The sequence below is a fragment of the Nocardioides sp. Z22_16 genome (assembly GCF_058134365.1).
Genome location: NZ_JBYTTI010000003.1, coordinates 470,285 through 484,601, shown reverse-complemented (window position 1 = coordinate 484,601; position 14,317 = coordinate 470,285). Strand labels below are relative to the sequence as shown.

Below are 14,317 nucleotides of genomic sequence, written 5' to 3'. Positions count from 1 at the left end.
CGGACACCCGGACCCACGGAAACGTGGGTCCGGGTGTTCGTCTTTGTGGCGTCGCGGTGGGCAGCCAGGCTCAGGCCAGGGTGCCGTACCAGCCCGCCGCCCGGCGCCCGGCCAGCACGGCCCGCTCCCACGAGACACCGACCGCCAGCAGCAGGGCCCCGGAGCCGATCAGCAGGATCCAGCCGGAGACGTAGGCCAGCAGCGGCCCGCCCTGGGTGACGGCGAGCACCGTCAGCACGACCGCACCGACGGTGACCGGCGCCCGCCACCGCTTCGCCAGCCCGGCCACGAGCATCCCGGTCGCCGCCAGGGAGACCAGGGCCAGCCGCAGCGCGTCGCCCTGCTCGATCCCGACCGCGGCGCTGGGCAGCAGCGCTGTGCTCAGCGCCGGGCCCATCGTCACCGCGGTCGGCATACCGGGGCTCCGCCACGCCTGCACCAGGCCGATCCCGGCGAGGAGCAGCGCCAGCGGCGCGGTGTAGGCCTCCACGATCTCCACGCCCGCCTCGTTCACCAGCACCCAGACCCCGGCCGAGACCAGCAGCGCGGCCGGGTAGGCGAGCACCAGCCGGTCCGGGCTGGCGGCGTGGGCGCCCGTGCAGAGGCCGACGACCACCAGGCAGGCCGCGGTGACGCCCGCCGAGACCTCGAGGCTCTGCCCGATCGCGGTGACGGCGTAGACCGCGGCCAGCACCAGCGCCACGGTCTCCACGAGGACCGGCCGCCGCGCCCCGGGCAGCGACCAGACCAGCGACGCCACCAGCAGGCTGAGCGCGCAGCCGACGAGGGCGACGACGACCAGCACCGCCGGCTGCGCGTCGCGGAACAGCAGGGCCAGGGTGAGCAGCGCCCCGACCTGGGCGAGCAGCTGCCACAGCACGGCGCGGGTGAGGACGATCCCGGCCACGGCTGCCAGCGTCCAGGCGAGCGCCGGCACCACCGGGAGCCAGCCCGGCGCGGGGTTCCCGCTCTCCCCCCGGCTCAGGGCCAGCACGTCCACCGCGGCACCCTCGGTCAGCCGCAGCGTCACCCAGGCGAGGACCGGGAGCAGGACCCAGCCGAGCACCCCGGCGGTCGAGGGGCGGCTGCGACGGATCGCCAGCTCGGCGGCCAGCGCCGCGGCGACCACCACCGAGAGGCCGGCCAGCAGCCACCGGTCGGCGTCGGCCAGGACGACGCACCCCGCCGGCACGACGGCGACGACGGCGACGTCGAGGAGCCGCCGGCGATCCACGCCACGACCGTCCACCCCGAGCCGCTCGACCGCGACGACGAGCGGCCGACGCACCGGCGGCACCAGGGCGGCCACCAGGGCCGCCAGCGGCCCGACCAGGAGCACCGCCACGGCGGCGTACCGCTGGGCCGCTCCGGTGTCCGGGTCGAGCCCGAGCGTGAGGCCGCTGGCCACGTGGCCGGCGAGTGCACCGACCCCCACCAGGGCGGGCGGCACCACGGACCACGGCAGGCCGCGCGGCAGGCCCGGCGCCGGCCGGTCGAGACGGAACGCCGCCACCGCGCCGCCCGCGCAGAGCACCGCCAGCAGCAGGCAGAGCACCGAGAGGCTCAGCAGGCCGCCGGAGAGCGCGCTGACCGCCGCGGCACCCGCACCGGCAAGGAACGCGGCCGCCGCGGGTCGGAGGACGACGACCGGCCGCAGGGGCCGGCCGTCGCGCTCCCGGGGCACCAGCCGGTCGACGCCGAGGAGGAGCAGCCCGCCCAGCAGGCCGGCCCCGGCCCAGTAGCCGTCCTCGGGCAGGCCCCCCAGCCCGGCGAGGTCCAGACCGTGCGCGGCGGCGAGGTCGAGGAGCAGCAGGCCGGCCGTGACCACCGCGAACGTCTCCGCCGCGGCCGGGAGCCGGCGCCGGGTCGCCACCGCGGTCGCCACCGCGGCGGACCCGGTGAGCGCCAGCATGATCACCGCCTGGCCGACCAGGCCGACCACCACCCACACCACGACCAGGAAGAAGGACGCCCCGGAGAGCAGCAGCAGCGCCCCGAGACCGAGCAGGAGCTGCTGGCCGGAGAGACGACGGCGCGGCGCCGGGTACGGCGTCCGGCCCGGGTACGGCGCCTGCGCGGGGTACGGCGCCTGCGCGGGGTACTGCGGCCGGCCCGGGTACGGCGCCTGGCCCGGGTACGGCGCGGACGGGACCGGCTGGCGCAGCCGCGCGATCAGGTGGTCGGCCTCGGCGCGCAGGGCGGAGATCTGCTGGTTGACCTGCCAGAGCCGGGTGGCCTCGGGGCCGACGAGACGCAGACCGCACCTCGGGCACTGCGTGGCGGCGGGCGGCAGCGCGGTCCCGCACTGGGGACACGGGACGGCGGGTGGGGTGCTCACGCGCTCATCCTCCTGCACCGCGGGCCGTCAGGCCCCGAGGACCACCAGCACGTCGCCCTCCTGGACCACGTCTCCCGGTGCCACCCGGACCGCGACCACCGTGCCGGCCGTCTCGGCCAGCACCGGGATCTCCATCTTCATCGACTCCAGCAGGACGACGGCGTCACCGACAGCGACCTCGTCGCCCGGTCCCACCGCCACCTCCATCACCGCGGCCACCATCTCGGCGAGCACCTCGGTCGTTCGCTCTCGTGCCATGGCAGCGACGCTAGGGGTTACCGGGAGGTACCGGGGAACCGAGGCTCACCGGGAAGGTCACAGGGAGCTGAAGCGGCTCGGCTCGGGCCGCAGCGCGTGCTCGGCCTCCTCCGCCCGGGCCCGTCGGCCCCGCCGGCCGGTGAGGCGCAGGTCGAGCCGGATCACGGCGTAGCCGACGAGCAGGCCGAGCGCCACGCCGTAGACCTGCTGCAGACCGGCCTCCACGTAGGACGTGTCCCAGGTGACCAGCGACTGCGCCACGGCCAGCGTCGCGGCGGCACCGAAGACGCAGACCCACCAGCCCTGCCGACGCCGGGCCCGCATGTGCACACCCCAGGCGAGGGCGGGCACCCCGAGCAGCGCCATCACCGGGTTGGGGAAGGCCCCGAGGTTGTCCCGGCTCCACTCCACCGCGGCGTTGGTCGGCTCGACCACGCCCGCGACGTCGTAGCGGCGCAGCGCCTCGGCGTACAGCAGGCTGGCGCCCAGCAGCACGGTGCCCACCACGACGGTGAGCAGGCCGCGGGTGCCGAGGCCGTGGAACCCCGCCCCGAAGCGCCAGACCAGGATGGAGACGACCGCGAAGCCGAGAGCCAAGGTGATGTACTCGAAGCGCACCGAGCTGGCGACCGGCTCGAACCCGACGGTGGCGAACGCCCCCACGGAGGCGACCGTCGTGGCCACCACCAGCTCCCGCACCACGGCGACGTAGGTCCGCGCCGGCACGGTCAGCACCACCGCGAGCACCCCGCTGGCCACGCAGGTCATCACCGCGGCGCCGCTCCTCATCACCTCGCTCTCCGCCAGCACGGCGGTCACGCCGATCGCCAGGGCGAGCACGCTGAAGACGACCTCGCGGCCGCCCACCCGCGCCATCAGGGCCCAGGAGTAGGTGGTGAGCACGGCGACGGCACCGGCTCCGTCCAGCCAGCCGGGGCCGAGGTGGAGGGCGGCGAGCGCCAGAGCGACGCAGCCCGCCAGCAGCAGCAGGGCGGCGCCGGCCAGCAGCGACCGCGACCGCCCGGCAGGCGCGGCGGGGCCCGTCGGCGGCGCGGGCCGGGGCACGGGCGCGGCCTCGATCACCGGGCCGGGCGCGATCACCGGCGCGGCCTCGATCACCGGCGCCGGCTCCTCCCTCGGTGGGGAGTGGAGGATCGCCGCGGGTTCCAGGACCGGTACGGGCTCGGGCACCGGCGCGGGCTCGGGCAGTGCCGCGGGCTCGAGGACCGGTGCGGGCTCGAGGACCGGCTCCGACTCCGGCGGCGCCACCTCGGGAGCTCCCCGCTTCGCCTCGGGGACGGCTGCCCGACGGCCCTGGGTGCGGCCACCGCCCCGGCTCACGCGGACCCGCGACCACCTGGAGGTCTTGGGCGCGGCGCGGCGGCCTGGGCGTGAGGTGGACACCAGAGGAGATTACCTGCGCCGGTTGGCCAGCGACGGGTTGATGCGGCGAGCGGTCTCCAGGTCGTCCCGGGAGAGCACCACCTCGGCCCGGGCGGCGTCCGGCCCGGTCTGGACCAGCACGTCCCCGAGCGGTGAGAAGGCGGCGGAGTGCCCGGTGTAGCGCGGTGCCGGCTGGCCCACGCCGACCACGTGCACGGTGTTCTCGATGGCCCGGGCCCGCAGCAGCGTGAGCCAGTGGTCGACCTTGCGCTCGCCGGCCACCCAGGCGGCCGGGACGACCAGGACCTCCGCGCCCGCCAGGACGAGCTCCCGGGCCAGCTCGGGGAAGCGCAGGTCGTAGCAGGTCATCAGGCCCACCGCGAACCCCGCGACCTCCACCACGACCGGCTTCCAGTCACCCGCGCTGAGCCGGTCCGACTCGCGGTAGCCGAAGGAGTCGTAGAGGTGGATCTTGTCGTACGTCGCCTCGCTGTCCCCGCGCAGAACCAGCGTGTTGAAGGGGCGTGCGGGGTCGTCGCCGGTCCGGAACATCCCGGCCACCACCGTGGTCCCCCGGTCGGCGGCGACCCGGGCGAGCTCGGTGGCGAAGGGGCCGTCCAGCGGCTCGGCGAAGGGAGCCACGTCGGAGCCCGGCGCGCCGAAGTCGCGGGCGAAGGCCTCCGGCAGCACCACCAGGTCGCTGCCGTGGGGCACCAGGGCGGCGAGACGTTCCCGGTTGACCGCCGGGTCGAGGTCGGAGGGCTCCTGGACGAGGGTGACGCGCAGCTGGTCGGCCATGGCGTCCAGCCTGACAGACTGCCCGGATGGAGCAGGCCGACGACCCCGCCCCCGACCCGTTCGACGCCGTGGTCCTCGCCGGCGGCACCGGGGCCCGGCTCGGCGGCGTCGACAAGGCGGGCCTCGAGCTGGCGGGCCGCCCCCTCCTGGCGTGGGCGCTGGAGGCGGTCGCCGAGGCCGCCCACGTGGTGGTGGTCGGGCCGCGGGCACCCACCTCCCGGCCGGTGCTCTTCACCCGCGAGGACCCGCCGTCCGGCGGACCGGCAGCCGGTCTCCTGGCCGGCCGTGACGCGCTCGCGGCCCAGCAGTCCCGGGGAGCGCGGCGGGCGCGGGAGCCGGCGTGGCTGGTGGTGCTCGCCGTCGACATGCCCGCGGTCCGGGCCGCGACCCTCCGCCGGCTGCTCTCCGCCGCCCGGGGCCACGACGGGGCCTTCCTCCACGACGACACCGGCGGGCGGGCGCTGTGCGGCGTGGTCGCCGTACGACGACTCGACCAGGTGCGGCCTCCCGTCACCCCCGACGCCGCCGACGCGTCGGGGCACGGCCTGTCGATGCGCCGCCTGCTCGCCCCCCTCGACCTGGCCCGGGTGGCCGCCGAGGGCACCGAGGCCCGCGACGTGGACACCTGGGAGGACTTGCGGGACCTCTCCTGAGTGGCGGAGGGTGGAGAGGTGAACCTCCACGACTGGATCGACGAGCTGTGCGACGCGCTCGACCTCGAGCTCGAGGTCGACGAGGCACTGATCCTCGACCTGGCCCGCGACGTCGCGCACAACGTGGAGCGCAAGGCCGCCCCGGTGAGCACCTTCATGCTCGGGTACGCCGCCGGCGCCGCCGGCGCGAGCCCGGAGGGGCTCGAGCGGCTGGCCGCCCGGGCCCAGCTCCTCGCGCTCAGCTGGGACCGGCCGTCCGACGCCCCCGACCCCGACGACGTGACGGTCCCGGTGCCCGACGACAGCGAGGTCGACCACACCACCGACCGGATGGAGTGACGGATCGACCGGCTGGGGCGTCGGCGTCCCTGACTAGGGTGGGCGCCATGCGAGCAGCTCACATCTCCGAGCCCGGAGGGCCCGAGGTCCTCTCCGTCACCGACGTGGCCGCCCCCGTGGCCGGCCCGGGCGAGGTGCTCCTGGACGTGGTGGCCACGGCCGTCAACAAGGCCGACACCCTGCAGCGCCAGGGGCACTACCCGGTGCCGCCGGGCGCCTCGGAGATCCTGGGCCTCGAGTGCAGCGGCCGCGTCGCGGCCCTCGGCGAGGGCGTGACCGGGTGGTCGGTGGGCGACGAGGCGTGCGCCCTGCTCGTGGGTGGGGGCTACGCCGAGCAGGTGGCGGTCCCCGTCGGCCAGCTGATGCCGGTGCCCGAGGGGGTCGACCTGGTCACCGCGGCCGCGCTGCCGGAGGTGGCGTGCACGGTCTGGTCCAACGTCTTCATGACCGCCGGCCTCCAGGCCGGCGAGACCTTCCTGGTGCACGGCGGCGCCGGCGGCATCGGCACCTTCGCCATCCAGCTGGCCTCCGCCTTCGGCGCCAAGGTCGTGACGACCGCGGGGTCGGCCGAGAAGCTGGCCGCGTGCGCCGCGCTCGGTGCCGACGTCACCGTCAACTACCGCGAGGAGGACTTCGTCGAGGTGGTGCGCGAGGCCACCGACGGCCGCGGCGCCGACGTCATCCTCGACAACATGGGCGCGAAGTACCTGGCCCGCAACGTCGAGGCCCTTGCCCCCGACGGCCGCCTGGTCGTGATCGGCATGCAGGGCGGCACCAAGGCCGAGCTCGACCTCGGCCGGCTGCTGCGCAAGCGGGCCTCGGTGACCGCCACCGCCCTGCGGGGCCGGCCGCTGGCGCAGAAGGCCGAGATCTGCCGCGAGGTGGTGGAGCACGTGTGGCCGCTGGTGGCCGACGGGCAGGTCCAGCCGGTGGTGCACACCACCCTGCCGCTGGAGGAGCTCGGCGCGGCCCACGCGCTGATGGACGGGAGCGGACACGTCGGAAAGATCCTGCTCACGGTCCGCGAACTACGCTGAGGACATGACTCAGAGCTCCTCGACCCCAGACGCCACTCCCACCGGCCCTGGCGGGGCCCCTACCAGCCCGGACGCCGCCGGCGCGGAGGTCCCAGAGGGCCACGTGCTGGTCATCGGTCCAGACGGCGAGCCCGTCGGCAGCGTCCCCGCGGAGATGGTCGCCCAGGCGGTGGAGGCGCAGGAGCCGAGCCGGGAGCACGAGGAGCGCGGGCTCACCGAGCTGGTCGAGCAGCCCGCCAAGGTGATGCGGATCGGCAGCATGATCCGTCAGCTCCTCGAGGAGGTGAAGGCCGCCCCGCTCGACGAGGCGAGCCGGGCCCGGCTCAAGGACATCCACCGGGCCTCGATCAAGGAGCTGGAGACCGGCCTGGCGCCCGAGCTGATCGAGGAGCTCGAGCGCATCGCGCTGCCCTTCACCGAGGAGGAGACCCCCTCGGAGAGCGAGCTGCGGATCGCCCAGGCCCAGCTCGTCGGCTGGCTCGAGGGCCTCTTCCACGGCATCCAGACCGCGATCTACGCCCAGCAGATGGTGAGCCGCGCCCAGCTCGAGCAGATGCGCCGGGCGCTGCCGCCGGGTGTGGCGGGCGGTCCGCCCGGCGGGCCGGGTCTCGGCGCGGCGGGTCAGCCCGGCGTCCAGCCGCACGCCCCCCGCGAGGAGGGCAGCGCCGGCTCGGGCGGCATGTACCTCTGACCGCCCCGCACCTCTGAGGTGACCTGCCGGGGTCGCCGTCCCCCGTCCCCCCGTCCCCCTGGGGACGTCATCGCGAGCGGTGGCCGGGAAAGCCACCTCCGATGACGTCCGGGGCGGGGGCGGGGCTCAGTGCGGGCGGCCCACCCGGGCCACGACCGCGAGGCCGAGCAGTCCGAGCAGGACGAGCGCGGCGCCCGGCGCCGCCAGCCTGGCCAGCTCGGGGGGCTGCGAGGTCTCCACCCGGGTGCGGGTGGCCTCGGTCGGCGGCGGCGAGGCGAGCCGGGTGCCGATGCCCAGGAGCCGCTGGACGCGCTCCATCACCCGCGTCGAGGCCGGCGCCGACCCCGCGCAGCTGTTGGTCGTGCCCTTCGAGGTCAGGAAGAGCCAGTTCTCGTCGGGCTCCACCGGCCCGATCCCGCAGGCCGCCTCGCTGGCCGCCGAGGAGACCTGCACCTCCGCGGTCGCCATCTCGCCCTTGAAGACACGGGAGGCGACCACGTCGTAGACGAGATCGCCGCCCGCCAGGGTGCCCGGTGCGGCGACCCGGCCGAGGAAGACGGTGTCGGCCCGCTTGACGTGCTCCTTGAACGGCGCGGACGCGCAGCTGCACGCGGCGGCCGGAGCGGCGGTGGCCAGCACGCCGACCAGGGCGAGGGGGCCGGCCAGCAGGAGCGCGAGGAGCGGGCGCAGGGCACGGGCGAACATGGCCCGAAGACTAGCCGCCACGCGGCGCGCACGATCAAGTCTCACAGGCCGAAGATCTCCACGAGGGTGCGCGCGACGCCCTCCTCGTCGTGCCGCGGGGCGACGTGGTGGGCCAGCTCGAGCACCGTGGGGTGGGCGTTGCCCATCGCGTACGACGTGCCCGCCCACTCCAGCAGCGGCAGGTCGTTGGGCATGTCGCCGAAGGCGACCACCTCCCCGGGAGCCACCCCCAGCTCGGCGCAGAGCTCGGCGAGGGTGGAGGCCTTGGTGACCCCGGCGGCGCTCATCTCCACCAGGGCGCCCACCGACGACCAGGTGGTGGTCACCTGCGCGCCCACGGCCTCCTCCACCACGGCCCAGAATGCCTCGGGGGCGAGCTCCTCGTGCCGGGCGAGCAGCTTGACCACCGTGCCGTCGGCGATCTGCTCCAACGGGCCCCGGGTCACCAGCGGCACGGTCCGGTCGTCGACGTGGCGCGCGAAGTCGTCCTCCAGCGCGAAGCCGCCGGTCTTCTCCAGGGCGAAGGCGGTGCCGGGCACCGTCCGGCGCAGCGTGCGGGCGACGTCGAGCAGCACCTCGTGCGGGATCGCCCGCGCCTTGCGCACCGAGTGGGTCGGGACGTCGTACACGATCCCGCCGTTGCTGCAGATGGCCAGCCCGTGGCCGCCCACCGCCTCCCAGAGGGTCTCCATCCAGCGCATCGGGCGCCCGGTCACGAAGACCACGGGGACGCCCATCTCGTCCAGCGCGGTGATCACCTCGCGGGTGCGCGCGGTGACCGCACCGGCGGTGTCGAGCAGGGTCCCGTCGAGGTCGGTCGCGACCAGGCGAGGGAGCGGCGCCGGGACGTTCCCCGAGCCGTCAGCTGAACCGGTGGTCACCGGCGCTCACGCCCCCTGCCGTCCGGCGCCGGAGCGCTCGGCCGGGAACCAGCGGTCGATCTCGACGGCGGCGCCGTTGTCGTGGACGGTCGCGGTCACCGCGTCGGCGGCGGCCCGGACCTCCTCGACCGCCTGGCCCATGGCCACCCCTCGGCCGGCCCACCTGAGCATCTCGATGTCGTTGCGGCCGTCGCCGATCGCCAGCACGTCGGCAGCGTCGATGCCCAGGTTGTCGCAGACGTGCTGGAGACCGGAGGCCTTGGAGATCCCGACCGGCGAGAGGTCCATCCACGCCGTCCAGCCGACCACGTAGTCGGTGCCGTGCAGGCCCAGCCGGGCGGCCAGGTCGACGAAGTCCTCGGCGGTGGCGTGCGGGTCGCGGACGACGACGCGGCTGACCGGCTCCCCGATGATCTCGTCGACCTCGGTGACCAGCTGCTCGCCGGTGAGCTCGCCCTCGGGGAAGACCATGTTGACCCGGTAGCCGCCGATGCCGCGCTCCTCGACCGCCACCAGGGCGTCGGGGTGGTGCTCCAGCACCGCGGCCACGGCGGGGGCGGCGTCGAACGTCTCCTCGTGGACGACCTCCATCGGCGGGTAGCGCAGGATCACCGCCCCGTTGGAGGCCACGATCCAGAGCCGGTCGTCCGACTCGGAGGCGCCGTCGTCCGCCGAGCCCTCCACCGAGCCCTCCGCCGGCGGGTCGAGCGGCAGGTCGAGCAGGTCGGCGATGGAGGTCATGGCGTGCGGGGACCGGCCGCTGGCCAGCACGATGTGGGCGCCCGCGGCCCGGGCGCGGTGGACGGCCTCGTAGAGCTCCGGCCGGATGGTCTCGTAGACCTGCCCCGACCCCTCGACCCAGGCCAGCAGGGTGCCGTCGATGTCGAGGGCGACCATCTTCGGCTGCCAGCCGGCGTCCTTCCCCACCACCTTCCCCACCACCTTCTCAGCCACCTTCTCAGCCACCGGAGCCCCCGGCGACCACCGGCTCCAGCACCTCGCGGCCCATCCACTTCTGCAGCGCCTTCGGCACCCGGACCGAGCCGTCGGCCTGCTGGTGCGTCTCCAGCACCGCGACGATGGCGCGGGTCACCGCGGTGAGCGTGCCGTTGAGGGTCGCCACCGGGACGGTGCCCGACTCGCCGCGGGTCCGGATGTCGAGCCGGCGGGACTGGAAGTCGGTGCAGTTGGAGGTCGAGGTGAGCTCGCGGTACTTGCCCTGCGTCGGGATCCAGGCCTCGCAGTCGAACTTGCGCAGCGCGCTCGCCCCGAGGTCGCCGGCGGCGATGTCGACCACCTGGTAGGCGAGCTCGAGCTTGTCGAGGAAGGCCTTCTCCCAGCCGAGCAGCCGGGCGTGCTCGGCCTCGGCGTCCTCCAGCGTCGTGTAGACGAACATCTCCACCTTGTCGAACCAGTGCACCCGGATGATGCCCTTGGTGTCCTTGCCGTGCGAGCCTGCCTCCTTGCGGAAGCACGGGCTGAACGCCGCGTAGCGCCGGGGCAACGACTCGGCGTCGAGGATCTCGTCGGAGTGGTACGCCGCCATGGCGACCTCCGAGGTGCCGACCAGGTAGAGGTCCTCGCCCTCGATCCGGTAGACGTCGTCGGCCGCCTGGCCGAGGAAGCCGGTGCCCTCCATCGCGGCCGGCTTGACCAGGGACGGCGCGATCACCTGGGTGAAGCCGGCCTCCCGGGCCTGCTCCATCGCCATGTTGACCAGCGCCAGCTCGAGCTCGGCGCCCACGCCGGTGAGGAAGTAGAAGCGCGACCCGCTGACCTTGGCGCCCCGCTCGAGGTCGATCGCCCCGAGGAGCCGGCCGAGCTCGATGTGGTCGCGCGGCTCGAAGCCCTCCGCGGCGAAGTCGCGGGGGGTGCCGACCGTCTCCAGCACGACGAAGTCGTCCTCCCCGCCCTCGGGGGTCTGGTCGTGGACCAGGTTGGGCATCGCCCGGATGGCGTCCTGCCAGGCCTGCTCGGCGGCGCCCTGGGCGGCCTCCGCGGCCTTGACCTCGGCGGCGAGCTCCTTGGTGCGCGCGAGCAGCTGCTGCTTCTCCTCGCCCTGCGCCTGGGCGATCAGCTTGCCCTGCTGCTTCTGCTCGCCGCGCTTCTGCTCGAAGAGCACGATCGCCTCGCGGCGCGCCGAGTCGGCGGCCACCGCGCGGTCGACCAGGTCGGTGGGGGCGCCGCGCTTGGTCAGGGAGGCGCGCACACGGTCGGGGTCGTCACGGAGCAGGCGCGGATCGATCATGGGGTCAGGCTATCCGCCAGGTCTGCGCCGGCCGCGGTGGCGGGCGCCGCGAGGCGACCCCGGCGGGCTCGGGCAGGCATACTCACCTCCGTGCTGGATCGATCTCGCGGGAACCACCTCGCCCGGGCCGCCGGGTGCGCGGCCGTCTTCGTCGTGCTCGCCGTCCTGGTGACCTGGGACCGGGCGCCGCTCGAGGGCTTCGACACCTGGGGCCGTGACGCCGAGGGCTGGGCCGACGACCAGGGCTGGCTCCACCAGCTGCTGCTGTGGATCGAGGACGGCTTCAACACCGTCGGCATGACCGTGCTCACGGTCCTGGTCGCCGGCCTGCTGCTGCTCAAGCAGCATCCGCGGGCCGCGGGCTTCGTGGCCGGGACGATGCTGACCACCGCCTTGGTCACCGGCGGCCTCAAGCTCCTGCTGAGCCGGGCCCGGCCCGACTGGCAGGAGACGGTCGGCCTGCACGACACCCACTCCTTCCCCTCGGGTCACGCCTCCTCCATCGCGACGTTCACCCTTCTGCTCTGGGTGCTGGCCTCGGTCTTCGTCCGCCGCGCGAGCATGCGCCGGGCAGCCGCGCTCGGCCTGGCGGCACTGTGGCTGGTCGTCGTCCTGGACCGGGTGCTGCTGGGGCGTCACTACCCCAGCGACGTGATCGCCGGCACCCTGGTCGGCGTCGCGGTGGTGATGGTCGGCCTGACGCTGGTGGACCCGCGGCCCCGCAGCATCGCGTCGACCAGCGAGCCGCTGCCGGAGGTCTACGTCTCGGAGCGTCGGCTCGCCGTCGTGCTGAACCCGATCAAGGTCGAGGACATCGGGCAGTTCCGTCACCTGGTCGCCTCGATGGCCCAGGAGTCCGGCTGGCAGGAGCCGACCTGGCACTACACCACCGTGGAGGACCCGGGCACCGGGATGGCGGCGAAGGCCGCGGCGGCGGGGGTCGACCTGGTCCTCGTCTGCGGCGGCGACGGCACCGTCCGCGAGGTCTGCGCCGAGCTCGCCGGCACCGGCGTCCCCGTCGGGATCATCCCCGCCGGCACCGGCAACCTGCTGGCCCGCAACCTCGACATCCCGCTCTACATCAGGTCGGCGATCGACGTCGGGCTCAACGGGCAGGACCGGGCCATCGACATGGTCCGCGTCAGCGGCGACGGGATCGAGGACACCCACTTCATGGTGATGGCGGGGATGGGCTTCGACGCCGCCATCATGGAGGGCGTCAACGAGGACATCAAGAAGCGGATCGGCTGGGTCGCCTACGTGCTCTCCGGCCTGAAGTCGCTGATGTTCCCCGCCTACCGGATCGAGATCTCCGTCGACGGCGCCGAGTTCACCACGCACCGGGCGCGCACCGTGGTGGTCGGCAACGTGGGCTACCTGCAGGCCGGCATGCCCCTGCTGCCCGACGCCGCCATCGACGACGGTCTCCTCGACGTCGTCATCCTGCACCCCAAGCGCTTCCTCTCCTGGGTGCCCCTGGCCTGGCGGGTGATGGCGAAGAGCTCGCGCGTCGACGACACGATCGACCGGCTCACCGGCGCCACCGTGACGCTGCGCGCGACGGCGGAGACGCCCCGTCAGCTCGACGGCGACTCGATCGGCCTGGGCCGCGAGCTGGTGATGGAGTGCATCCCCGGCCGGCTGCTGGTCCGGGTGCCCCGCTGAGCCGGATCCCCGAGGGCGGCTACCCGGCCGCCTGGTCGAGGGCGTCGCTCTCCGCGGGGAACCCGGTGTCGCGCACCAGGTAGACCCACGGGAACGCGTGGAAGGCGACCTCCCAGCCCTCCCGGCGGTGCCGGGCGACGCTGCCGGTCCACACCACCCGCTTGTGCTCCCACTGCGTGGGAGTACGGCGCACCCGGTGCTTGAACATCGCGGCGCCTACCGTGCGCCAGCCCAGGCGGCCGGCGATCTCCAGCTCGGCCATCTCGTCGAACGCCGTGATCGGGCCCAACCAGCGCTCCTCGCCCACCGCGTCGCCGAGCTCCGTCGGGTCCGAGCCGCGGTCGGACTCACCGAAGCGTTGCTGGGCGGCCTGCCGGCTCATCCCCAGCTCGGCGCCGAGCGTCGCCCAGCTCTGCCCGGCCGCGCGAGCCGCGGCGACCGACTGGCGCAGCAGGGCACGAACCTCTCTCTCCGCCTGCGCGGTCCGGCGCACGATCGCGAGATGGTCCTGCTCGTCCCCGTCCGTCTGGATCCCCTCGAGGATGGCCGCGCCGATCGCCTCGGGCAGACCGCGGGGCGACCGCTCAGCGCTCGTCACGGCTCGGCAACCAGGTGTCGTCGTCACTGCGGTGGCGGTGACGCCAGAGCGCCCCGAAGAGCCAGGCGCCGGCGAGGATGAGTCCCACTCCCGCGCCCTGGGCCATCCCGCCGAGGAAGCCGTCGAACTGCAGGCCCACGCTGGCGAGAAGTACTCCGGACAGCAGGACGAGGAGCACGCTGTTCGTGGAGGTGTCGGATAGATTCATGCGTCAACAGTAAGTTGACATCCCCGGGGTGTCAACCATTTGTTGACAATGGGATAGCCCCCGGACTTCGCGACGAGAAACTCGCGCCGAGACTCAGGCCTTGGCGTGCACCACCGCCTCCTCCTCCTCGGGGGAGAGCTGCTGCTCGCTGGTCCAGGAGGAGATGGTCTTGGCGTAGGTGCGGGCCTCGCTGCGGCCGTGGATGGTGGTGAGCACCACCCCGTCACCGGCGTCGTCCAGCAGGGCCACGGACCAGGAGAGGTGGCCGCCCACGTCGCCGAAGGCGTCGTACCGGACGACCGCGAGGTGGCGCAGCGCCCCCTCGGCGACCGCCTGGAGCGCCGCCACCTCACGGCGCAGCCCGACCACGTCGTCGGGCAGCGGAGCGGCACCGGCCCGCGGTCGCAGCGACGCCGTGCGCCGCATGGCGACGACGGAGAAGACGACCGAGACGACGGCCAGGACCAGGGCTGGGACCACGACGAACCACACGCCCCGCACCCTATGGGACCATC

Annotated in this window: 16 protein-coding genes; 5 read left to right on the top strand and 11 right to left on the bottom strand. The window is 74.5% G+C overall.

Annotated features, from left to right (window positions below; genetic code table 11):
* Nucleotides 1-70: 70 nt before the first annotated feature.
* From AC3X7R_RS10760 to AC3X7R_RS10745, 4 genes are read right to left on the bottom strand one after another with little or no spacing between them, the layout of a single operon-like run.
* Nucleotides 71-2,338: an SCO7613 C-terminal domain-containing membrane protein gene (locus AC3X7R_RS10760; protein WP_489965638.1), complete on the bottom strand. Its 2,268-nt coding sequence runs from the start codon at nt 2,336-2,338 to the stop codon at nt 71-73.
* Between the two features lie 27 nt (nt 2,339-2,365).
* The gene (locus AC3X7R_RS10755) at nt 2,366-2,596 is read right to left on the bottom strand and encodes a biotin/lipoyl-binding carrier protein (protein ID WP_489965637.1); all 231 of its coding nucleotides are present in this window, start codon (nt 2,594-2,596) and stop codon (nt 2,366-2,368) included.
* Nucleotides 2,597-2,653: 57 nt separating this feature from the next.
* Nucleotides 2,654-4,000, bottom strand: coding sequence for a hypothetical protein (locus AC3X7R_RS10750; protein WP_489965636.1), 1,347 nt, complete (start codon nt 3,998-4,000; stop codon nt 2,654-2,656).
* Between the two features lie 9 nt (nt 4,001-4,009).
* A complete protein-coding gene (locus AC3X7R_RS10745) occupies nt 4,010-4,777 on the bottom strand; it encodes a carbon-nitrogen hydrolase family protein (RefSeq protein WP_489965635.1) in 768 nt (255 codons plus the stop codon).
* Nucleotides 4,778-4,803: 26 nt separating this feature from the next.
* On the opposite strand from AC3X7R_RS10745, the gene mobA reads away from it, so the two are divergent.
* Genes mobA through AC3X7R_RS10725 form a run of 4 tightly spaced genes read left to right on the top strand, consistent with a single transcriptional unit; the run spans nt 4,804 to nt 7,497 of the window.
* Complete coding sequence (gene mobA, locus AC3X7R_RS10740; RefSeq protein WP_489965634.1) at nt 4,804-5,430, top strand: molybdenum cofactor guanylyltransferase; 627 nt, start codon at nt 4,804-4,806, stop codon at nt 5,428-5,430.
* An 18-nt stretch (nt 5,431-5,448) separates the two neighbouring features.
* Nucleotides 5,449-5,769 carry a DUF6457 domain-containing protein gene (locus AC3X7R_RS10735; protein ID WP_489965633.1) on the top strand — a complete coding sequence of 107 codons (321 nt, stop codon included), beginning with the start codon at nt 5,449-5,451 and terminating at the stop codon, nt 5,767-5,769.
* A gap of 47 nt (nt 5,770-5,816) precedes the next feature.
* The gene (locus AC3X7R_RS10730; RefSeq protein WP_489965632.1) at nt 5,817-6,806 is read left to right on the top strand and encodes an NAD(P)H-quinone oxidoreductase; all 990 of its coding nucleotides are present in this window, start codon (nt 5,817-5,819) and stop codon (nt 6,804-6,806) included.
* A 4-nt stretch (nt 6,807-6,810) separates the two neighbouring features.
* Complete coding sequence (locus AC3X7R_RS10725) at nt 6,811-7,497, top strand: bacterial proteasome activator family protein (protein ID WP_489965631.1); 687 nt, start codon at nt 6,811-6,813, stop codon at nt 7,495-7,497.
* 126 nt (nt 7,498-7,623) lie between these two features.
* Here AC3X7R_RS10725 and AC3X7R_RS10720 read toward each other — a convergent pair whose 3' ends face one another.
* Genes AC3X7R_RS10720 through serS form a run of 4 tightly spaced genes read right to left on the bottom strand, consistent with a single transcriptional unit; the run spans nt 7,624 to nt 11,331 of the window.
* Nucleotides 7,624-8,202 carry a hypothetical protein gene (locus AC3X7R_RS10720; protein WP_489965630.1) on the bottom strand — a complete coding sequence of 193 codons (579 nt, stop codon included), beginning with the start codon at nt 8,200-8,202 and terminating at the stop codon, nt 7,624-7,626.
* Between the two features lie 41 nt (nt 8,203-8,243).
* Complete coding sequence (locus AC3X7R_RS10715) at nt 8,244-9,083, bottom strand: HAD family hydrolase (protein ID WP_489965629.1); 840 nt, start codon at nt 9,081-9,083, stop codon at nt 8,244-8,246.
* A 6-nt stretch (nt 9,084-9,089) separates the two neighbouring features.
* Nucleotides 9,090-10,037: an HAD family hydrolase gene (locus AC3X7R_RS10710; protein ID WP_489965628.1), complete on the bottom strand. Its 948-nt coding sequence runs from the start codon at nt 10,035-10,037 to the stop codon at nt 9,090-9,092.
* A gap of 4 nt (nt 10,038-10,041) precedes the next feature.
* Nucleotides 10,042-11,331, bottom strand: coding sequence for a serine--tRNA ligase (gene serS, locus AC3X7R_RS10705; protein ID WP_489965627.1), 1,290 nt, complete (start codon nt 11,329-11,331; stop codon nt 10,042-10,044).
* A 90-nt stretch (nt 11,332-11,421) separates the two neighbouring features.
* Here serS and AC3X7R_RS10700 point away from each other — a divergent pair, with 90 nt between their 5' ends.
* Entirely contained in the window at nt 11,422-12,996 is a 1,575-nt protein-coding gene (locus AC3X7R_RS10700; protein ID WP_489965626.1) for a bifunctional phosphatase PAP2/diacylglycerol kinase family protein, read from the top strand.
* A 19-nt stretch (nt 12,997-13,015) separates the two neighbouring features.
* On the opposite strand, the gene AC3X7R_RS10695 is transcribed toward AC3X7R_RS10700, so the two are convergent.
* The 3 genes from AC3X7R_RS10695 to AC3X7R_RS10685 all read right to left on the bottom strand — a co-directional run bounded on the left by AC3X7R_RS10695 (nt 13,016) and on the right by AC3X7R_RS10685 (nt 14,294).
* On the bottom strand, nt 13,016-13,594 hold the full coding sequence (locus AC3X7R_RS10695) for a hypothetical protein (protein WP_489965625.1): 579 nt from the start codon (nt 13,592-13,594) through the stop codon (nt 13,016-13,018).
* A complete protein-coding gene (locus AC3X7R_RS10690) occupies nt 13,581-13,802 on the bottom strand; it encodes a hypothetical protein (RefSeq protein ID WP_489965624.1) in 222 nt (73 codons plus the stop codon). Before AC3X7R_RS10690 ends, AC3X7R_RS10695 begins: the two co-directional genes overlap by 14 nt.
* 93 nt (nt 13,803-13,895) lie before the next feature.
* Complete coding sequence (locus tag AC3X7R_RS10685; RefSeq protein WP_489965623.1) at nt 13,896-14,294, bottom strand: DUF4446 family protein; 399 nt, start codon at nt 14,292-14,294, stop codon at nt 13,896-13,898.
* Nucleotides 14,295-14,317: the final 23 nt, after the last annotated feature.